We start from the raw sequence: 19,944 nt of genomic DNA, 5'->3' as shown, positions 1-19,944 counted from the left end.
GTTAAGGCGCCAGCCATAGCAACACATAATCGTTTTTGTCGAATCGCCCGCTCAGCACCGGCTGCAACGCCCCGATCGGCGTGCCTTGCAGGGCCAGGTAGTCACTGCGATCCATCATCAGCCACGCCGGCCCCTTGAGTGCTTCGAGTGCCTGCGTGGTTTCGGTGAACAGCAGTTGCAGGTCCTGCTCGACGTTGACCATGAACTTGATCGCCTTGGCGTCCTTGCCCATGCCGTGCAGCACCAGCGGCGCGGGTTGCTCGTGGATCCGCTTCATTACCGCCTGACTGAAGGTTCGCGTGTCATAGAGCTGGCGCTCGACCGGCTCGAACACCAGCGCATAGGCCGACCAGACCGCCAGCACGGCACTGAACGCGAGGACTTCGGTTCGCCAGCGCGGCAGTCGCAACCGCGACATTGCGGCCAGCTGCAGCAATCCCAGCACGATCATTACCGGTGTCAGGTCGGTCAACGACTCGGGAAACCGTCGCTTCGCCACCCACAACAGGACGATCAACAATCCAGGAATCAATAACCACAATCCCTGCAGGCCGACACGCAGCCAGGCAAACACCCGGCCATGCAACACCTGAAACGGATACGCCGCAATGATCGCCGCCATGGGTAGCATCGGCAGCAGGTAACGGGCCTTTTTCGCCTGCGGAATTGACAGCCCGAGCATCACGATCAACCCCGCCGCCGCGCAATACTGCACCAGTCGCAAGGCCGGGCCGCGCTGCCGCGGTTGGCTCAGCCACGCGGCCGCCAGCGCCAGCAAGGCCAGCGGATACGCCAGCGCGTAGTTGCCCAGCGAGCTGGTGAAGTAATACAGCGAACCGCTGACGCCTTCGCTGCCGTCCATGCGCCCCATGAACTGCATGCGGATCACGTCCTGACGAAACGCCGGCCCGCCGCTGAGATCCGCCAGCCACAACAACAGCCCGACGCACGCCGCCAGCAGCAGCGACGCCAGCACACCGAAGGTCAACAGACGCGACCATTGGCGATCCAGCAGGTAGTAACTGCACAGCATGCCGGTCGGCACCACCAGCCCGATCGGCCCGCGAATACCGAACCCCAGCAGCAATAGAAGGAACACCAGCGGCCAGCGTCGAGCGGCAGCGAAATGATCGTGGGCATAGCCGAGGTAGAATACCGAAAACGCCACGGCGGCGAGCATCAGATCCTGCGATACCGCGCGGGTCTCGGTGATGAAGGTGCCGGTGAGCATCAGCAGCGCGATGCTGACCACCGCCCAGCGCACGGATGAAGGCGCGAGCAAGCGATACATCAACGTCACGATCACCGCACCGGCAACCGCGCTCGGCAGCCACGCCGTCAGGCTGTTGACCGTGCCGAACGGCAACGACAACAGCCAGATGAACAGCGTCGACAGCGCCGAATAATCCGCGTACGGCTCACCATAAGTGGTGGGAAACACGCTGGGTCCGTGTCGCAGCATTTCCTGGGCAAACAGCACGAAGCGTGAGTCGAAACCGATCGGCGCTTGCCCGTACACGCCGGCAATGAACAACACGAACGCCAGCAGCCCTGCGATCAGGGACTGCCGGCGCAGGGTGGGGGATAACCCCATCAGGCCACGTCCGAAGCGTGCGGCCACTGCTGCAAGGGAATCGGCAGGGCGCGCGATTCGCCACGGCCCATCGGGAAGTAATGGAAGCCGTTGCGGGCCAGGCGTTCGGCGTCGTACAGGTTGCGGCCGTCGAAGATCACCGGGGCCTTGAGGCGTTGTTGGATCAGGTCGAAATCCGGCGCCTTGAACTGCTGCCATTCGGTGCAGATGATCAGCGCGTCGGAACCGGCGAGCACGGATTCCGGGGTGCCCATCAGCATCAGTTTCGATTCGTCCGGGTACAGATGCTGGGTTTCCTGCATGGCTTCCGGGTCGAACGCCCGCACATTGGCGCCAGCGGCCCACAATGACTCCAGCAGCACCCGGCTCGGCGCGTCGCGCATGTCGTCGGTGTTCGGCTTGAAGGCCAGGCCCCACAGGGCGAAGGTCTTGCCGCGCAGTTCGCCCTTGTAGAACGCGTTGATGCGTTCGAACAACTTGTGTTTCTGCCGCTGGTTGATCGCTTCCACCGCTTGCAGCAAATCACTGGAGCAGTGTGCCTCTTCGGCGCTGTGGATCAGTGCGCGCATGTCTTTTGGGAAGCACGAGCCGCCGTAACCGCAACCGGGGTAGATGAAGTGGTAGCCGATGCGGCTGTCGGCGCCGATGCCCTGACGCACCGATTCGATGTCCGCACCCAGGTGTTCGGCCAGCTCGGCGATCTGGTTGATGAAACTGATCTTGGTCGCCAGCATGCAGTTGGCGGCGTACTTGGTCAGTTCGGCGCTGCGCAGGTCCATGAACATGATGCGGTCATGATTGCGGTTGAACGGCGAGTACAGATCGCGCATCACGTCGCGCACTTCTTCGCGTTCGCAGCCGATGACGATCCGGTCCGGCCGACGGCAATCGGCGACCGCCGAGCCTTCCTTGAGAAATTCCGGGTTGGAGACGATATCGAACTGCAACAGGCGTCCGGCCTTGAGTAGCGCTTTGTCCAGATGGGTGCGCAAGGTGTCGCCGGTGCCGACGGGTACGGTGGATTTCTCCACCAGAATCAGCGGCTGTTCACGGTGGCGAGCCACGGCGTCGCCTACCGAGAGCACGTAACGCAGGTCGGCCGAACCGTCTTCTTTCGATGGGGTGCCGACGGCAATGAACGCGACCTTGCCATGCTGCACCGCGAGTTTTTCATCGCAGGTGAATTGCAGGCGCCCGGCGTCCAGGCCTTCGCGGACCAGGCTGGCCAGCCCCGGCTCGAAGATGCTGACGTGGCCCTGACGCAACAGTTCGACTTTTTTCTCGTCGATGTCCATGCACACCACGTCATGGCCGACTTCGGCCAGCACGGCGGCCTGCACCAGGCCGACATAACCGCTACCAAACACTGTGATTTTCATGGCGAACTCCTCAATTCGGGCGCACGGGCCGGACGAGTATTGATGGTGATGACCCCGAGCATGACCAGCGCCACGCCCAGTGATTTGGAGAAACTGAAGGATTCGTTGAACCACGGCAGGCTGGCCGCCAGCAGATACACCAGCGCATAGCTGATGCTCAGCAGCGAATAGGCCCGGCCCAGCGGCAGATCGCGCAGGGCGGCGAGCCAGCAGAGCATCGACAGCGCATAGGCGAAGATCGCCGCGAGCACCACGGCCAGCGCGACTGAATCGACACCGGGCACGGTCAGCCACTGATCCGGTCGGGGCAGGCGCGTCATGCTCCAGCGCATGCTCAGTTGCGCCACGCTCACCAGCAGCACGCTGGCCAGGGCGAAGAAGATTCCACGGCGCCGGTTCATGACTGTTGCCCCAACAACGCTACACCGCCGATCACCAGCAACACGCCGAACCAGTGCTGAATGTCGACGGGCTCCTTGAATGCGAAACGGGCGATCAGGGTGATGATCACGAAATTCAGGCTGAGCATCGGGTAGGCGATGCCGACCGGCAGGCGCTGCAACACCAGCAGCCACACCAGCAATCCGCCGCCGAGGGCAAACAGGGCCAGCCACAGCCACGGCGAGCGCACTTTGCGCGACCACGGCAGGCTCGCGCCGCGCCAGCTCTCGACGGCGAATTTCTGCGCGACCTGGCCCAGGCAGGTCAGCAGGCAGGCGAGCAACAGCAACCACAGGCTCATGACGCCTCCTGCGGAAGCATCATGATCACCAGATTGCCTTGCTCATAACGAACGCCGTCCTTGGGCAGTCTGTCGAGTTCGTCCAGTTCGTCTTGCCCCTTGACCCGCATCACCACGCCGACCGAACCGGTCTTGCGGGCTTCGCGCATCCACTGTTGCACCTGATCGGGATCGACCCGTTGTTGAATGCCGTCAGGATAGGCAAGCCCATATTTCAATTCGCCTATCGTGTTGTATAGCGCGACCTGCGGACGTTTCAGGCGCCAGGACAGGGCCGATGCGGCGCCCAGGTCGTTGCTCAGCAGGTGCGTGGCGCTTGCCAGTTCCGTTTGATGGGCGAGGATGAACTGGTCTGGCATCTTGTTCGCCACCACCGATTTGGGCAGTGATGCCGGCAGCAATGCGATCAGCAGCAAACTGCCCACCGCCGGCGCCGCCCAGCATTGCAACGGACGAAACGCTTGCAGCAGGTTGCTGATGATCCAGCCGGTCAGGGCGATGAACACCAGCACCAGACTGTGCAATTCGTGGTCGTACAGCGGGCGCTTGAGCTGCACGTAAACCAGCCCGATCAGCGTAACGATGCCCAGCAACAGGTTCAGCAGGCCATTGAGGCCCAGCGCCCGGCCTTGCTCCAGGCGCAAGCGATCGGCCAGTGCATGGCCCAGCAGCAACGCCAGCGGGAGCAGGCACGGCAAAATGTAGGTCGGCAACTTGCCGTTGCTCAGACTGAAGAACAGCAGCGGCATCAGCAGCCACAGGCCGAGAAACGCAATGCTCGTTTCACGCCGGGTCTGCCACGCCTGTTTCAGCGCCACCGGCAGCATTCCCACCCACGGCAGACTGAACGCCACCAGCAGTGGCAGATAGAACCACCACGGCGCGTCATGCTGGGCATCGTCGCCGGCAAACCGGCGGATGTGCTCGTGCCAGAAAAAGAATCGCCAGTAATCCGGTTCCTGACCGTGCACCGCCAACACCCACGGCAGGCTGACGATGATCGCTACGGCAATCGCAATCGGGCCGTACAGCAGCAATTCCTTCCAGCGCTTTTGCCAGAGCATCCACGGCAAGGCGATCAGCACCGGCAGCAGCCAGGCGAGAAACCCCTTGGTCATGAACCCCATGCCGCACGCCAGGCCCAGCACCGCCCAACCGGCCATGCGCTGGCCGTTGGAACGGCTGTCGAGGGCAAACCACAGCGCCACCAGACTCAGGTTGACCCAGAAGGTGAATTGCGGGTCAAGGTTGGCGTAACCGGCCTGGCCGGCAACGATGACGAAGCTCATGTAGAGCAGGGCGCAGACGAAGCTTTTGCGCGGGTCATTCCACAAACGGCGGGCGATGAGAAAGCACAGCAGCACGCTCAGCCCGGTGCTCAGGGCCGAGGCAAACCGCACGCCGAACAGGTTCTGCCCGAACACGGCCTGCCCGAGGGCAATCATCCAGTACCCGGCCGCCGGTTTTTCGAAGTAGCGCAGGTTCAGGAAATGCGGCGACACCCAGTTGCCGCTCAGCAGCATGTCCTGGCTGATCTGCGCATAACGGGTTTCATCGGGAATCCACAGACCATGACTGCCCAGCGGCAGTAAATAGGCCAGCAGAAAAATCCCCAGCAACAGCGGCAATGCCCAGCGTTTGCTCATGCGCCTTGCACTCCCAGCCAGCCTTCGCGGCCTTCGAGGGCGCCGCGTTGCACACGGCCGACGGGCAGGGCGTTGAGAAACTCGGGCAGCAAGTCGCCCAGCGGCTGAAAGTGGATATGTCGCTGGCGTGCGTCGGCCAGCAGTCGACGAAAATCTTCGGCCATCAGAATCCCTTCTACTTCGGCGTGAATGGTGTAGACGTTGAGGTTGTCCGGGCGGAACCGGTCGAGGATGAAAGCGTTGAAATCCTTCGCCGCCACACTCGGCCCGACCACTTCATCGAAGGTCGGCAGGTCTACCGGAATCTGCGGCGCGCCGACCGAGCCGTCAGACAGCAATGGGCGGAACAGCCGCTGCCCACGGCAATCGCTGTTGTAGCGAAAGCCGAAGGCTTGTTTGGCTTCGATCACACGCTCGTCCGCACGCCAACCGGCGGCGGCTGAACACATGACCTTTTCGCCGAGGATGTCGCTCAAGGTGTCGACGCCCTGACGGATCTGCTCGACCAGTTGCGCATCGCTCCAGCGCCCGGCATTGGCCTGCCAGCCGTGGTGATCCCAGGCGTGCAGGCCGACCTCGTGGCCGGCGGCCCGGGCCTGACGCATCAGGTGCCCGAGGTCGCGGCCGATCGGTTTGCCCGGCCACGCCGTGCCTGCGAGCAGGATGTCCCAGCCGTACAGACCGGCGGCGTTGGAGCGCAGCATTTTCCAGAGGAACTGCGGACGGATCAGGCGCCACAGATGCCGGCCCATGTTGTCCGGGCCGACACTGAAGAAAAACGTCGCCTTGATCTGCGCTTCATCGAGAATTTCCAGCAAGCGCGGCACGCCTTCGCGGGTGCCGCGATAGGTGTCGACATCGATGCGCAATCCGGCCTGCATCAGCATGCCTCTTTATGAGGGCGCTTCTCGATTTCCAGCATCGCTTCACGCAGGAAGAAATCCAGCGTGTTGCCGATGGTCTCGCGCATTTCCACGGTCGGCGTCCAGTCCAGCAGGCGCTTGGCGTTGGCGATGCTCGGTTTGCGGTGCTCGACATCCTGGTAGCCGGCGCCGTAGAACGCCTTGCTTTCCACGTCGCGGAAACCGGCGAACGGCGGGAAGTTGGAACGCAGCGGATGCGCTTCGAACTGGCGCAACAGTTCTTCGCCCAACTGACGAATGCTCGCCTCGTTGTCCGGGTTGCCGATGTTGATGATCTGGCCGTTGCAGACGTCGTTGTCGTTATCGATGATCCGCGCCAGCGCCTCGACGCCATCGGCGATGTCGGTGAAGCAGCGTTTCTGCTCGCCACCGTCGAACAGGCGGATCGGCGTGCCTTCCACCAGATTGAGGATCAACTGGGTGATGGCGCGGGAGCTGCCGATGCGCGCCGAATCAAGGCGATCCAGTCGTGGCCCCATCCAGTTGAAGGGACGGAACAGGGTGAAGTTCAACCCTTTGGCGCCATACGCCCATATCACCCGGTCCAGCAGTTGCTTGGACACCGAGTAGATCCAGCGCTGCTTGTTGATCGGGCCGACGATCAGGTTCGAGGTGTCTTCGTCGAAGTGCTTGTCCTGGCACATGCCATAGACTTCCGAGGTCGACGGGAAGATCACGCGCTTGTTGTATTTGACGCAGTAGCGCACCAGCTTGAGGTTTTCTTCGAAGTCGAGCTCGAACACCCGCAGCGGATTGCGCGTGTATTCGATGGGCGTGGCGATGGCCACCAGCGGCAGGACCACGTCGCATTTCTTGATGTGGTACTCGATCCATTCCGAGTGAATGCTGATGTCGCCTTCGACGAAGTGAAAACGCGGATGGCTGCGCAGTCGGTCGATGGCATCGGAACCGATGTCCAGGCCATAGACTTCGTAGCGCTCGTCACGCAGCAGCCGCTCGGACAAATGGTTGCCGATGAAACCGTTGACACCGAGGATCAGCACCCGTGTGTGGCGCGGGCCACGGCCGGACTCGGCACCGCGCAGCAGCGAACCGTCCACCAGACCCAGTTCATTGGCCAGTTGCGGGCCGCTCAGGTACAGGCCGTTGTCGTTGCGCTGACCGGCGTTGATCACCAGCGAGTCCTCACCGCAGGCGATGCGCAGCGGATCGACGCTGATGACCCGGCCCGGCGCCTGGCCTTCGTTGCCCTTGACGACTTCGGCGCTCCACACAATCAGCTTGTGCTCGCCCACGGCGCAGAAGGCGCCGGGGTAGGGCTGGGTCACGGCCCGCACCAGATTGAACAGTTTTTCCGCCGGTTGCGCCCAGACCAGTTTGCCGTCCGCCGGAGTGCGACGGCCGAACACCGTGGCTTTGGATTCGTCTTGCGGGGTTTCGGTGAGTTGGCCCTGAAGCATCGCCGGCAAAGCGTCGCGCAACAGGTCGCTGGCGGCAGTACGCAATTTTCCGTGCAGGCTCAGCGCCGTGTCGACGCGCTCGATGGCGACGCGCTGCTGGGCGACGATGGCGCCGGCGTCGGCACGTTTGACCATGCGGTGCAGGGTCACGCCGGTTTCGGTTTCGCCGTTGACCAGCACCCAGTTGGCCGGCGCACGGCCACGGTAGCGCGGCAGCAACGAGCCGTGCAGGTTGAAGGCGCCTTTTTTGGCCAGCGCCAGCAGGGGCTCGCTCAGCAGGTGGCGATAGTAGAAGGAGAAGATGTAGTCCGGATCGAGCTTGGCAATCCGCTCGATCCACAACGGGTGGTTGGCGTCTTCCGGGGCATGAACCGCAATGCCTTTGTTGGCGCACAGTTGTGCAACCGAAGCGTAGAAGGTGTTCTCCTTAGGATCATCGGCATGGGTAAACACCGCCGCAATGTCATAGCCACTGTCGAGCAGGGCTTGAATGCCGGCGCAGCCAATATCGTGGTAAGCGAAGACAACGGTTTTTGCGCTCATGAGAGAACCTGATCAGACGTGGAGTTGGAATTGAGGCCGTCAACGGTGATGGCTGGAACCGGCTTGGCGGGGTGCCCGCGCAGGACCTTTTCGATGAAGAAACGCGGGCGGGCGCGCACATCGCTGTACATGCGGCCCAGGTATTCGCCCAGCAGGCCCATGCCGATGAACTGGCCACCGGTGAACACGAACAGCACGGCGAACAGCACGAACAGGCCATCGCCGGCCCAGCCGGCGCCAAACGCCAGGCGCATGACAATCAGCGCCGCCGCGAACAGCACGCCGAGCCCGGCCATGGCGAAGCCGACGATGCTCAGCAGGCGCAGGGGCGTGGTGGTCATGCAGGTGATCAAGTCGAACATCAGGTTGATCAGGCGCATCGGGCTGTATTTCGAATCGCCGTGTTCGCGCTCGGCGTGGGCCACGGGGATTTCGGTGGTGTGGCGGGCGAAGCTGTTGGCGAGGATCGGAATGAATGTGCTGCGTTCGCGGCAGGCGAGCATCGCGTCGATGATGGTGCGGCGGTAGGCGCGGAGCATGCAGCCGTAGTCGCTCATGGCGACACCGGTTGAGCGTTGCACGGCGAGGTTGATCAGTTTCGACGGATAGCGGCGCAACGCCGAGTCCTGACGATTGCCGCGTACAGTGCCGACCACGTCGTAGCCCTTTTCGGCCTCGGCCATCAGACGCGGGATTTCTTCCGGCGGGTTCTGCAGGTCGGCGTCGAGGGTAATCACCACGTCGCCCTTGCACTGTTCGAAACCGGCCATGATCGCGGCGTGCTGACCGTAGTTGCGGTTGAGGATGACCGCCACGAACGGGCTGTCCTCCACTGACGCGGCGTCTTCGAGCAACTGCGCAGAGGCGTCGCGACTGCCGTCATCGACCAGCACAATTTCGTAGTCATGGCGTAATTGCTGGCAGGCGGCGCGGGTGCGGCGCAGCAGTTCCGGCAGGCTGTCTTCTTCGTTGTAGACCGGGATGACGATCGACACGCAATGAATCGGATAAGGTCTCACGGGCGTTTCCCCATCAGGTGTTGAATGGCCCCGACGACCCGGTCCAGATCCTGGTCGGTCATGTCGGGGAACAAGGGAATCGAGCACAGCCGCGCCGAGTTCCACTCGGTGTCAGGCAAGGACAAGTGCGGGTCACGCTGGCGATACCAGGTGTGCAGGTGGGTGGCGATGAAGTGGATGCCGGTGCCGATGCCTTGCTCCTGCAAACCCTTCATGAAGGCTTCGCGATCGATCCCGCAGCGCTCGCTGTCGATGCGCAGGATGAACAGGTGCCAGGCGTGCTGTTGCGCGTAATGCGGAACCGCCAGCGGTTGCACCGGCAGGCCTTCGAGTTTTTGCAGGTATTGCGTGGCCAGTTCGGTGCGGCGGGCGTTGATTGCGTCCAGACGTTCCAGTTGCACCAGCGCAATCGCCGCGTTGATGTCGGCCAGGTTGTATTTGAAACCGGGCTCGATCACCTGGGCCTGGGGTTTGCGGCCATGGGTCAAACGGTCGTAGGCATCGACGCCCAGACCATGGAACTTGAGCATGCGCACGCGGTTGGCCAGGGCTTGGTCGTCGGTGACGAACATCGCGCCTTCGGCGCAGGTCATGTTCTTGATCGCGTGGAACGAGAAGATCGCGGTGCCATGCGAACCGACGTGGCGGCCCTTATAGCGGGTGCCGGCGGCATGGGCGGCGTCTTCGATCACGGCGATGCCGTGCTTGTCTGCCAGCGCGTACAGCGGATCAAGGTCGAACGCGGCGCCGGCGTAATGCACGGGAATGATCGCTTTGGTACGCGGGGTAATGGCGGCTTCGATGCGCGCGGCGTCGGTCATCAGGGTGTCGCGGTCGACATCGACGAACACTGGCGTGGCGCCGAGCAGGGAAATCATGTTGGCGGTGGACACCCAGGTCTGCGACGGGGTGATGACTTCATCGCCGGGGCCGATGCCCAGCGCCAGCAACGTTACATGCATGGCACCGGTGGCCGAGGAAAGTGCCACGGCATGCCGACAACCGACGTACTGCGCAAACTGTTCTTCAAGTGCCTGGTTTTTCGGCCCGGTGGTGATCCAGCCGGACCGCAGTACTTGCTCTACGGCGGCAATTTCTTCGTCGCCGATACTGGGGCGAGAGAAGGGGAGAAACGCCTGACTCATGCACACCTCATTGCAAAGAAAAAAGAAATAGATCCAATAGGAAATCGGATCCAATCAAAGCGTAGACGCGAAAAAATCCTTTGCATCAATAAGTTGCCAAGACGACATAACGTCGGGTTCGGTTGACATTTCAGGCGTTGCCCGGCAGGTTGGGCAGCGCCGGCACAGGACTCAGTGGAATTAAGGTTATGCCCGTTTTTGTGAAAGGAACATGAAAAACCGGTCGGCGAATCGTTTATCTGAAACCCATACAGCCACTGTTCAGACTTCTACCGCTTATCGCGGTTTTTAGTAGAAAAGTCCTACGGAAGTGTTCCCCTTATATTAAAAATGTTGCAGTTGTTAGTTGCTGTGTTGAACTGTTTTTACTCAAGGCCCGACGTTTGATTGACTTACCCGTTGCATCCCCCGACACCCTGAAAACCAACCCGATGACCGTGTATCTGGCGCGTCTGGCTCCCTCCAGCCAACTGACCATGCGTTACGTTCTGCAAGATGCCGCCGACCGTCTCGGCTTCGAAGACATGAACGTCGAAGACATTCCCTGGCATGCACTGCAACCGGAAGATGTGGTTGCGTTAGTCGCCGCATTGCGCGCCGACAATTACGCGCCGAATACGTCTTCGCTGTATGTAAACGCCATTCGCGGTGTGATGAATGAAGCCTGGCGCATGAGTCTTATCAGCCAGGAACATCTATTGAAGATGCGCTCGGTCAAAGGCATTGCCGGTACCCGACTGTCTCAGGGGCGCAACTTGAAGCGCACGCTGATACATGAATTGATGGAAGTCTGCGCGGCCGATCCGCGACCACAAGGTTTGCGTGATGCGGCGGTGATTGCGCTGTTGTACGGCACCGGCATGCGCAAGTCGGAGTCGGTGGATCTGGACCTCAATCAGGTGGACTTCAACGAGCGCAGTCTGTGCGTCACCGCCAAGGGCAATAAACAACTGATCAAGTACGCGCCAGCCTGGGCGTTCGCCAAACTGAATGCCTGGCTGGAGTTTCGTCGCTCGGAACTCAAGGAAGGCGAGAGCGACGACACGTTTCTGTTCAACCGCATCCGCCGTGGCAGCCACATCACCCGTGAGCGCATTACCAAGCACGCGATCTATTACATTGCCCGCCAGCGCGGGACCCAGGTCGGTGTGAAAATCATGCCCCATGATTTCCGGCGTTCGTTCATCACTCGGGTGATCGAAGAACACGACCTGTCGATCGCCCAGAAGCTGGCCCACCACAGCAACATCCAGACGACCGCCAGCTACGACGTGCGCGACGACAACGAGCGGCGCCGCGCGGTGGATCGCTTCGACCTGTAGTCAGGGCATCGCAAAGACGTGGGCTGCCCCCAGAATGGACAACTGCACGGTGCTGCCGGCCGGTGGCGCGTGCATGCCGGAGCTGCGTACCAGCAATGAGCGGCCGGGGCTGGCCCGGGAGCGAAGTTCCACGGTCAGGGTGCAGACGTTGCCGCCGAAGTCTCGATCAGTGACCACTGCGTGGCAGCCGTCCGGGTCGGCCGGGTCGGCCGGGATGTCCGAGAGTTGAAGTTGTTCAGGCCGCAGCATGATCTGCGCGGCGCCGGAAAAACCGTTGGTGTTGACCGCCACCCGACCCAGATCGCAATGGGCCCAGCCCGCTTCGATCCGGGCGGGCATGACCACGGCTTCGCCGAGAAAATGCGCGGTCTGTTCGTCGCAGGGATAGCGGTAGAGGTCCATCGGATGCCCCGACTGCACCAGACGACCGTCGCGCATGATGGCCAACTGGTCGGCGAACGACAGCGCTTCGCCCTGATCGTGGGTCACCAGAATCGTGGTCACGCCGGCATCCTCCAGCAGGCGCGCGACCATTTTGCGCATGGCGCCGCGCAAGCCGGTGTCGAGGGCGGAAAAGGGCTCGTCGAGCAGCATCAGGCGTGGCCGCTGGGCCAGTGCGCGAGCGAGTGACACCCGTTGTTGCTGGCCGCCGGACAGTTCGTGGGGCCAACGCGCAGCCATGTCGGCGTTCAGGGCGACGCTGTCCATCAGTGCCTGAATGCGTTCGGTTCGGGTGCCGCCGGTTTCCGTCAGTCCGAATCCGATGTTGTCGGCCACGGTCATGTGCGGGAACAGCGCACCGTCCTGCGGCACGTAACCAATCTGCCGTTGATACGCGGGTACGGCGTGGGTGCTGTCGACCAGGGTCTGGCCGTTGAGCGTGAGGCTGCCGGCGTCGGGGAATTCGAACCCGGCGATCATCCGCAACAGGGTGGTCTTGCCGGAGCCGGAGGGGCCGACGATCACTGTGCGGCTGCCGGTCGGGACGGACAGGTTGACGGAGTCCAGCGCCGTTTGTGCGCCGAAGGCTTTGCTTAATGAGTTGATTTCGAGAGCGTTCATCGGCCGGCACTGCGCCTGGATTGGTGATAGAGGATGGCCGTGAGCGGCAGCGACAACAACACCATCAGCAGCGCGTAAGGCGCTGCGGCAGCGTAGTCGATTTCGCTGGTCATGGCCCAGAAACCGGTGGCCAGGGTGCGCGTGCCGTTGGGCGCGAGCAGCAGGGTCGCGGTCAGTTCATTGGTGATCGCCAGAAACACCAGCGCCGCGCCCGCCGCCGCACCGGGCGCCGCCAGACGCAAGGTGATCTGCCACAGGGCGCGCAACGGTGAGCGCCCGAGGCTTTGCGCGATGTTTTCCAGCTCGACCGGCGCTTGCGCAAACCCGGCGCGCAGGCTGACCAGTGCCCGGGGCAGAAACATCAGCAGATAGGCCAGCAGCACGGTGATCGTGGTCTGGTAGATCGGTCGGGCGAAATGGATGGTCACGGTCACCAGTGCCAGCGCCACGACGATTCCCGGCAGCGCGCTGGTGATGTAATTGCAGCCTTCGAGCAGGCGCTGCAGCTTGCCGGGGGCACGAATTGACAGCCAGGCAATCGGGATCGCCGCGAGGCTGGTCAACAGCGCACCGGCCACCCCGAACGACAGCGTTTGCAGCAACGCCGGCAGCAATTCGTTGCCTTGCCAGACCTCGGCGCCGCCGGCGATCAGCCATTTGCCGAGGGTCAGCAACGGCACGCCGAGCGCCAGCAGGCAGGTCAGGCCTTGCAGGCACAAGCCCAGCGCGGCAGTGCGCCGATGCAGGCGCACGGTGCGTTGTTCGCGAGCGCTGCCGGAGCCGACGCGGGCGTATCGCGCATGACCACGGGCGCCGGATTCCACCATCAGCATCGCCAGGCAACACAGCGCCAATACACTGGCGAGCATGTTGGCGGCCGGGCCGTTAAAGGTTGATTTGAACTGGTCGAAAATCGCCGTGGTGAAAGTGTCGAAGCGGATCATCGCGTACAGGCCGTATTCCGCCAGCAAGTGCAGACCGACCAGCAATGCACCGCCGCAGATCGCGAGGCGCAGTTGCGGCAACACCACCCGGAAAAACACTGCCCACGGCTTGAGGCCGAGGGATTCGGCGACGTCTTCAATCGCCGGATCGAGACGACGCAACGTCGCTGCAATCGGCAAGTACAGGAACGGGAAATAGGCGATCACCGACACCAGCACCCCGGCTGGCAATCCATTGATCGACGGAATCAGACTGACCCACGCGTAGCTGTGCACGAACGCCGGCACCGCCAGCGGGGCGACCGCCAGCAATGACCACAGCCGTCGCCCCGGGAGGTCGGTACGTTCGGTCAGCCACGCCAGAGTGGTGCCGAGCACGATGCAGATCGGCAGCGTGATCAGTACCAGCAGCACGGTGTTGATCAGCAGCTCGGCCACCCGAGGGCGGAAGACCAAAGCTTCGATGGTTGCCCAGCCGGTGTACCACGACACGCCGATCACAAAGCCGATCGGCACCAACGACAACAGCGACACCGCGATGGCCAGCACGACCACCCACGGACTCCCGCGTCCGTTGAGGGCGCGGGTCCTGCGCGACAAATGGGCGGAGGGCGTCGCAACGATCTCCGCGTGCAGCGATTCAGGCATCAATTACAGCAGTCCTGCCTGGGTCATCAGTTCGACGGCTTTCTTGCTGTCGAGCTTCGATGCATCGACTTTCGGCGCGTCCAGGTCCTTCAACGGCACCAGTTTCGGATTGGATCCGGCGTCCTTGCCAACGGCGTATTCAAAAGAGTTGCCGGTACGCAACACTTCCTGGCCTTGCTTGCCGGTGATGTATTGGAGGAATTTCTGCGCGTCTTCCTGGTGTTTGCTGGAAGCCAGCACGCCGCCACCGGAAATGCTCACGAATGCGCCCGGATCCTGATGCTTGAAGTAGTGCAGGGCGGTGTTCTTGCTGTTTTCGCCGGTCTTGGCCTGATCGACGAAGGCGTAATAGTGATAGATCACGCCGCTGTCGACTTGTCCGGCGTTCACCGCTTTGAGCACCGAGCTGTTGCCTCGGTAGGCGGTGAAGTTGGCTTTCATGCCCTTGAGCCATTCGAGGGTGGCGGCTTCGCCTTTCTGTTGCAGCACGGCGGCGACGATCGCCTGGAAATCCGCACCGGCAGGCGACGCGGCCCAGCGACCTTTCCAGGCCGGGCTTGCGAGGTCCATCAGCGATTTGGGCAGGTCTTTTTCCGACAGCTTGGCCGGGTTGTAGACGAACACCGTGGAGCGCGCGGCGATACCGACCCAATGGCCGTGGGCCGGGCGATACGCCGCATCGACTTGTTCGAGGGTCGCCGGAGCCACGGGCGCGAACAGCTTGGCGTTGTCCACCAGCACCATGGCCGGGGAGTTTTCCGTCAGGAACACATCCGCTGGCGATGCCGCACCTTCCTGAACGATCTGATTGCCCATTTCCGTGTCGTCGCCGTTGCGCACCGTGACCGGAATCCCGGTTTCTTCGGTGAACCCGGCCACCCAGGCCTTGGTCAGGGTTTCGTGCTGGGCGTTGTAGACCAGAAGGCCGACTGAATCGGCGGCAAAGGCCTGCCCGGCAGCAAGCAGCGCAGTCGCCAGCGCGGCCTGTTTCAGGAAGGACGGAAGGGATGGACTCATGGCGGGGCAGCTCCTGTTTTTTAGACGTTCATGGGCAAGCGTTCGCGTGAGTTTCAATGCGAATGATTTGCATACGTTGGCTGGCAATGTAGAGAAGCAAATGAGAAAAAATCGTCAAACCAACCGTTAATACATGTCATTGCCATTCAGGTTAGCAGTCACTTGGCGGGGACGCCGGGCGAACCCGGCGCTGTCTTTCAGAAACGTTGGGGGAGGTAGGCCACGCTTTGATCTTCCCGGCCGTGGAACAGCTGTTCGCCGCGCGTGGGCGTGGTGGTGATGACTTGATAGTCGCGGCTGAGGTGATTCAGCGGAATGGAATCGCCGGTGTGGTACTGGGCGACAAAGAGGGTTCGTTGCGGATCCCAGTGCTGGCCGCTGGTGCGTTCCAGCCAGGCGAACATGGCAGCGGTATCGCCGTCGCGGGGGAAATCCCGGTTTTCCGGTACGTAGTAGAACGGTGCACCGCCCGTCTGCAGGTACAAGGGGACTTTGTTGTCGACGTCGACCATGACCAGGCGCCATTGGCTCAACGGTGCGCGTTGGCTGGCTTGCAGAAGGACGGTTTCGCCGAAACGGATTACACCCCCTCCACTGTTGGTCCACGGGTAAAGCACACCGAGTATGCCGAGCAGCAGGACAGTAGCCACGCCGAAAGCGATTTTCAGGCCACGCCCGTCGAACGGGCCTGCGCCATTTCGAGCCGCCACGCGCCGGGTGATCCACCACGCCCCGAGCAGTTGCGCGAACGGCACCAGTGGCAGCACGTAATAACTGCGTCGGCTGCCGCTGGCCGTGAAGAACAGCATTAATAATCCCAGCCCCTGAATCAGCCAGCGGGTGTCCGGCTCGATGTGTTTCCAGTTCCGCGCCGCGACCCACAAGGCAGCGATCCAGCACGGCGCCCAGGGCAGGGTATAAATCGGCAGGTACAGTAAATAGGTGTAGATCGGGCCGATGTTGTCGAATGGCTGGAAAAACCGCACGACGTTTTCCCGCAATACCAGCCCAAGGCCGCTTTGCCCGTAATTCGGCGCGCCGTAGAGGTGGGACAGCAGGAACGGCGTCATGTAGAACACCCCGGCAATCAGCAGCGCGGCGAGCAGTCTCAGATTGAGATGACGCTTCCAGCGACCGTTATTCAACAGGTGCGGCAGCAGCACCAGCCCCGGCAGGATAAAGCCGATCAGCCCCTTGAACAGTGAGGTCAGGGCCAGCAAACAGCAGAACACCACGTAACGCGAAAAACGGGTGTCCTCTGGGCCGCGCCAATACCACCAAACCGCTGCCAGCACCCCGCACACGGTCAGAATGTCGGCCGTAGCGACCCGTGCCCAGAACACGAAATAGAAGGTGGTTGCCAGCATCCACCCGGCGATCAGCCCCGTGCCCTTGCGAAATAACTGCTCGCCCAGCCGATACACCAGCCACACGCTCAACCATGCGGACAGCACCGAAGGCAGACGTAGCGACCAGTGATCCAGGCCACCGGTCAACCCTGCGGTTGCGGTGATCAGCCAGTACGACAGCAACGGCTTGTCGTAATAGGGATCGCCCTTGAGGTACGGATCGAAGTAATCGCCGCTTTGCAGCATCTGCAACGCGATGTTGGCCCAGCGGGTTTCCGCGCCCCACAGTTCGCGGCTGCCCAGGCCCAGCAGCAACATCAGGGCGCTGGCGGCCAGCAGGAGCAGCAGGGCGGTGCGGTCATTGTTGCGCACCGTCATGGCTGACCCTGCGCAAAGATGAAAATGTGCAGATTGCCCCGCCGATAATGCTTGCCGTCCACCGGCAGCCGTTCCACTTCCTGTTCTTCCTGCGTGCTGTTGACGCGCAGCACCACACCGACGGCGCCTTTTTTTCGCGCGTCGGTCATCCACTGGTCGACGCTGTCCAGGGTGACTTTGCGTGCCGACATGGCCGGGTCTTCGAGGCCGTATTTCAATTCGCCGATGGTGTTGAACAGGTCCACTTGCGGGCGTTTCAGGCGCCACGCCAGTGCCGAGGCCGCGCCCAGATCGTTGCTCAGCAGGGACGCGGTTTCACTCAGTTCCCGTTGATGCTCGGCAATGAACTGATCGGGCATCTTGCTGTTGACGATCTGCGCCGGCATGGCCGCAGGCAGCAACGCTACGAGCAGTCCGATACCCAATGCCGGCATTGCCCACAACGTCAGTGGCCGCAGCACTTGCAAGGCGTTGGCGATGATCCAGCCCATCACCACGATATAAGCCAGCGACAGGCTGAACATCTCGGTGTTTTCGTAGATTTCTTTCCTGGCCTGAAGATAGAGCAGGGCCACCAACGCAACACTGGCGAGCACCGTGTTGAGCACACCGTTCAGGCGCAGGATCCGGCCATTGCGTTGATCCTGCCACCTGACCACGGTTTGCCCCATCAACAGCGCTACGGGCAGCAGGCACGGCATGATGTACGTAGGAAGTTTGCCGCTGCTCAGACTGAAAAAGGCCAGTGGCAGCAGGAACCACAGTGCCAGGTACGCAATTTTTGCCTCACCCCTTTCGCGCCACATGCGCAGCAAGCTCGAAGGTAGCAGCAGCGCCCACGGCAGGGTTGAGGCAAACAGCAAAGGCAGGTAGAACCACCACGGACGGGCATGTTGCGCGTCGTCTCCGGCGGCAAAGCGACGGATGTGTTCGTGCCAGAAGAAGAACCGCCAGAAGTCCGGTTCCCGGTAATGGACTGCCAATACCCAAGGCAGGCTGACGAGGGCGCAGACCGCCATAGCGACCAGTCCGTAACGCACCAGCTCACCGAACCGTCGTTGCCAGACCATGTAGGGCAGGGCGATCAGCACCGGCAACAGCAGGGCGAGGAAGCCTTTGGTCATCAGGCCCATGCCACATGCGATGCCGAGCAGGACCCAGCCACCCAGGCGAGCGCGGGGCGTGCGGCTGTCGATGGCAAACCACGCAGCCACCATGCTCAGGTTGACCCACAAGGTGAATTGCGGATCGAGATTGGCATAGCCCGCCTGACCGGCGATCAGCCCGAAACTCATGTACAACAGGGCGCTCGCGAGGCTGATTCGAGGGTTGTTCCAGAGTCGACGGGCCAGCAGATAAGTCAGCCAGACACTGGCTCCGGTACTCAGCGCCGAAGCAATGCGTACGCCAAACAGGTTGTCACCGAAAATCGCCTGGCCGATGGCAATCAACCAGTAGCCGGCAATTGGTTTCTCGAAATAACGGATGCCCATGAAATGCGGGGCTACCCAATTGCCACTCAGCAGCATTTCCTGGCTGATCTGGCCGTAGCGGGTTTCATCGGGGATCCACAGGCCGTGGTTCATCAACGGCAGCAGGTAAAACACCACGAACGCCAGAATCAGGCCGGGGATGGCCCAGCGTTCGATTGTTGTTGCCGGGGACAAGAGGGCAGCGTGTCGCAGCGGGTTGTTCTCAGACATCATGACAAAGCCTTGGTACCGTACGAAGTTCTGATGTCGATGACCTGCCCGGCGTGTTCCTGAGCGAGCGTGTCATCGTGCTGAATGAATGCAGGTGTCGGGGCATTTCCTGTATCCAGAGAACTGCCGTACCTCCAGGCCGAAGTTCTCGCGATATAGCAAAGCCTGAAAAAAACAGCTGTCCAGTAAATCGGGGGCAGATACACCGCTTATTACAATTTAATGAAGTCTGCTTTGTTTGATTGAATGCAACTCGGAACTGTCAATTAGCTGTCCAAGGCGTTAATCACTATTGAGTTGAGACCAGGCCTCGGCATCCAGAATACCCAGCACTTTAAATTGCCCCTTGGCATCAAGGCGAACAAACAGCGTGCTTCCATAATCAGCGGCGATCGCGTGAGGGAAACCGGTCTGTTTTTCAAAGTCGCTGATACAGCCGCTGTGGGTGATCAGCACCAGATTGCGTTGCGCAACTTTGTGCGCCACCACCTCGTTACGCAGCGACGGACCGCAGGATTCAAGCCAGGTCTGGGCAGTAGCGTCCTGCCCGAACATGGCACGCGCCGTTTGCACGGTCCGGGTCAGCGGGCTGGTCAACACCTGCGCCTGCTGCATGCCCAGCCTCGCAAAACCCTTGCCCACCCGCGCAGCCGAGTCATTGCCTACCTGAGTGATACCGTCTTCCGGACCCAGACAAACATGGTCGGAGCGGTCGCAACGTTCAGCATGGCGCACCAGCGCCACGACTTCGCCCGCCTGCCAGGCGTTGGTCCAATCAGCTCTTGAGGCCTTCCCCGCATGGCCCAGATCAATGGGTGAGCGGGTTACCCAGACGAAGCCGCTGACCAGTGCAATCGCTACCCCAGCACCGATAACCGTCAGCAGTTTTCCAAGTCGCAATATTCGACGTTGTTTATAGACTGCTGTTAACAGCATCTGTCGCTCCACGCCATACCCCTTAACTTCGCAGGCGCGAGTGGCCTGCGATTTAATCAACTTTATGGTTGCGTACTTGAATGCTGGCTGAATGTTGGAGCTGTTCACGTTGGGCCGCAGTGAAGAACATGTGAAAAATTTGCGAGAGTAGAAAGTGTGCAATTAATCAAGTT

16 protein-coding genes are annotated in these 19,944 nt (G+C 61.6%); 1 reads left to right on the top strand and 15 read right to left on the bottom strand.

Annotated features, from left to right (window positions below):
* Position 1: 1 nt before the first annotated feature.
* The 9 genes from AC1MDC_RS00335 to arnB are packed head-to-tail and all read right to left on the bottom strand — an operon-like array spanning position 2 to position 10,412.
* Entirely contained in the window at positions 2-1,594 is a 1,593-nt protein-coding gene (locus AC1MDC_RS00335) for an ArnT family glycosyltransferase (protein ID WP_480392227.1), read from the bottom strand.
* Entirely contained in the window at positions 1,594-2,973 is a 1,380-nt protein-coding gene (locus AC1MDC_RS00330; RefSeq protein WP_085696082.1) for a UDP-glucose dehydrogenase family protein, read from the bottom strand. Before AC1MDC_RS00330 ends, AC1MDC_RS00335 begins: the two co-directional genes overlap by 1 nt.
* Positions 2,970-3,374, bottom strand: coding sequence for a 4-amino-4-deoxy-L-arabinose-phosphoundecaprenol flippase subunit ArnF (gene arnF, locus AC1MDC_RS00325; protein ID WP_234205357.1), 405 nt, complete (start codon positions 3,372-3,374; stop codon positions 2,970-2,972). The genes AC1MDC_RS00330 and arnF overlap by 4 nt, the downstream gene beginning before the upstream one ends.
* Entirely contained in the window at positions 3,371-3,715 is a 345-nt protein-coding gene (arnE, locus tag AC1MDC_RS00320) for a 4-amino-4-deoxy-L-arabinose-phosphoundecaprenol flippase subunit ArnE (protein ID WP_234205355.1), read from the bottom strand. Before arnE ends, arnF begins: the two co-directional genes overlap by 4 nt.
* Entirely contained in the window at positions 3,712-5,361 is a 1,650-nt protein-coding gene (gene arnT / locus AC1MDC_RS00315; protein WP_480392226.1) for a lipid IV(A) 4-amino-4-deoxy-L-arabinosyltransferase, read from the bottom strand. Before arnT (AC1MDC_RS00315) ends, arnE begins: the two co-directional genes overlap by 4 nt.
* Positions 5,358-6,242 carry a 4-deoxy-4-formamido-L-arabinose-phosphoundecaprenol deformylase gene (gene arnD, locus AC1MDC_RS00310; RefSeq protein WP_085696086.1) on the bottom strand — a complete coding sequence of 295 codons (885 nt, stop codon included), beginning with the start codon at positions 6,240-6,242 and terminating at the stop codon, positions 5,358-5,360. The genes arnT (AC1MDC_RS00315) and arnD overlap by 4 nt, the downstream gene beginning before the upstream one ends.
* Positions 6,242-8,248, bottom strand: a complete 2,007-nt coding sequence (gene arnA / locus AC1MDC_RS00305) for a bifunctional UDP-4-amino-4-deoxy-L-arabinose formyltransferase/UDP-glucuronic acid oxidase ArnA (protein ID WP_227232616.1) — start codon at positions 8,246-8,248, stop codon at positions 6,242-6,244. Before arnA ends, arnD begins: the two co-directional genes overlap by 1 nt.
* Entirely contained in the window at positions 8,245-9,267 is a 1,023-nt protein-coding gene (gene arnC / locus AC1MDC_RS00300; protein ID WP_480392225.1) for an undecaprenyl-phosphate 4-deoxy-4-formamido-L-arabinose transferase, read from the bottom strand. Before arnC ends, arnA begins: the two co-directional genes overlap by 4 nt.
* The gene (gene arnB / locus AC1MDC_RS00295; RefSeq protein WP_085696089.1) at positions 9,264-10,412 is read right to left on the bottom strand and encodes a UDP-4-amino-4-deoxy-L-arabinose aminotransferase; all 1,149 of its coding nucleotides are present in this window, start codon (positions 10,410-10,412) and stop codon (positions 9,264-9,266) included. Before arnB ends, arnC begins: the two co-directional genes overlap by 4 nt.
* A 431-nt stretch (positions 10,413-10,843) precedes the next feature.
* On the opposite strand from arnB, the gene AC1MDC_RS00290 reads away from it, so the two are divergent.
* On the top strand, positions 10,844-11,734 hold the full coding sequence (locus AC1MDC_RS00290; protein ID WP_085696090.1) for a site-specific integrase: 891 nt from the start codon (positions 10,844-10,846) through the stop codon (positions 11,732-11,734).
* Here the strand turns inward: AC1MDC_RS00290 and AC1MDC_RS00285 are convergent, their stop codons facing one another.
* The 6 genes from AC1MDC_RS00285 to pmrG all read right to left on the bottom strand — a co-directional run bounded on the left by AC1MDC_RS00285 (position 11,735) and on the right by pmrG (position 19,879).
* Complete coding sequence (locus tag AC1MDC_RS00285) at positions 11,735-12,796, bottom strand: ABC transporter ATP-binding protein (RefSeq protein WP_480392224.1); 1,062 nt, start codon at positions 12,794-12,796, stop codon at positions 11,735-11,737.
* Entirely contained in the window at positions 12,793-14,388 is a 1,596-nt protein-coding gene (locus AC1MDC_RS00280) for an ABC transporter permease (RefSeq protein ID WP_085696092.1), read from the bottom strand. The genes AC1MDC_RS00285 and AC1MDC_RS00280 overlap by 4 nt, the downstream gene beginning before the upstream one ends.
* Before the next feature lie 3 nt (positions 14,389-14,391).
* Entirely contained in the window at positions 14,392-15,405 is a 1,014-nt protein-coding gene (locus AC1MDC_RS00275; RefSeq protein ID WP_227232611.1) for an iron ABC transporter substrate-binding protein, read from the bottom strand.
* Between the two features lie 197 nt (positions 15,406-15,602).
* Positions 15,603-17,132 (bottom strand): ArnT family glycosyltransferase, encoded by a 1,530-nt coding sequence (locus AC1MDC_RS00270; protein WP_480392223.1) that lies wholly within the window; start codon positions 17,130-17,132, stop codon positions 15,603-15,605.
* Positions 17,129-18,835, bottom strand: coding sequence for a lipid IV(A) 4-amino-4-deoxy-L-arabinosyltransferase (arnT, locus tag AC1MDC_RS00265; protein ID WP_480392222.1), 1,707 nt, complete (start codon positions 18,833-18,835; stop codon positions 17,129-17,131). Before arnT (AC1MDC_RS00265) ends, AC1MDC_RS00270 begins: the two co-directional genes overlap by 4 nt.
* A gap of 282 nt (positions 18,836-19,117) precedes the next feature.
* The gene (pmrG, locus tag AC1MDC_RS00260; protein ID WP_480392221.1) at positions 19,118-19,879 is read right to left on the bottom strand and encodes a lipopolysaccharide core heptose(II)-phosphate phosphatase PmrG; all 762 of its coding nucleotides are present in this window, start codon (positions 19,877-19,879) and stop codon (positions 19,118-19,120) included.
* Between the last annotated feature and the right edge of the window lie 65 nt (positions 19,880-19,944).

This window comes from Pseudomonas sp. 1 (assembly GCF_056626735.1).
This window is presented reverse-complemented; position numbering and strand designations above follow the sequence as displayed.

What these genes read in the sequence shown, in the direction of transcription:
- AC1MDC_RS00285 (WP_480392224.1), bottom strand. Translation starts at nt 12,796, where the DNA reads ATGAACGCTCTCGAAATCAACTCATTAAGCAAAGCCTTCGGCGCACAA.
- arnT (WP_480392226.1), bottom strand. Translation starts at nt 5,361, where the DNA reads ATGAGCAAACGCTGGGCATTGCCGCTGTTGCTGGGGATTTTTCTGCTG.
- arnB (WP_085696089.1), bottom strand. Translation starts at nt 10,412, where the DNA reads ATGAGTCAGGCGTTTCTCCCCTTCTCTCGCCCCAGTATCGGCGACGAA.
- arnD (WP_085696086.1), bottom strand. Translation starts at nt 6,242, where the DNA reads ATGCAGGCCGGATTGCGCATCGATGTCGACACCTATCGCGGCACCCGC.
- AC1MDC_RS00280 (WP_085696092.1), bottom strand. Translation starts at nt 14,388, where the DNA reads ATGCCTGAATCGCTGCACGCGGAGATCGTTGCGACGCCCTCCGCCCAT.
- AC1MDC_RS00330 (WP_085696082.1), bottom strand. Translation starts at nt 2,973, where the DNA reads ATGAAAATCACAGTGTTTGGTAGCGGTTATGTCGGCCTGGTGCAGGCC.
- AC1MDC_RS00290 (WP_085696090.1), top strand. Translation starts at nt 10,844, where the DNA reads ATGACCGTGTATCTGGCGCGTCTGGCTCCCTCCAGCCAACTGACCATG.
- arnA (WP_227232616.1), bottom strand. Translation starts at nt 8,248, where the DNA reads ATGAGCGCAAAAACCGTTGTCTTCGCTTACCACGATATTGGCTGCGCC.
- arnF (WP_234205357.1), bottom strand. Translation starts at nt 3,374, where the DNA reads ATGAACCGGCGCCGTGGAATCTTCTTCGCCCTGGCCAGCGTGCTGCTG.
- arnE (WP_234205355.1), bottom strand. Translation starts at nt 3,715, where the DNA reads ATGAGCCTGTGGTTGCTGTTGCTCGCCTGCCTGCTGACCTGCCTGGGC.
- AC1MDC_RS00275 (WP_227232611.1), bottom strand. Translation starts at nt 15,405, where the DNA reads ATGAGTCCATCCCTTCCGTCCTTCCTGAAACAGGCCGCGCTGGCGACT.
- arnT (WP_480392222.1), bottom strand. Translation starts at nt 18,835, where the DNA reads ATGTCTGAGAACAACCCGCTGCGACACGCTGCCCTCTTGTCCCCGGCA.
- AC1MDC_RS00335 (WP_480392227.1), bottom strand. Translation starts at nt 1,594, where the DNA reads ATGGGGTTATCCCCCACCCTGCGCCGGCAGTCCCTGATCGCAGGGCTG.
- AC1MDC_RS00270 (WP_480392223.1), bottom strand. Translation starts at nt 17,132, where the DNA reads ATGACGGTGCGCAACAATGACCGCACCGCCCTGCTGCTCCTGCTGGCC.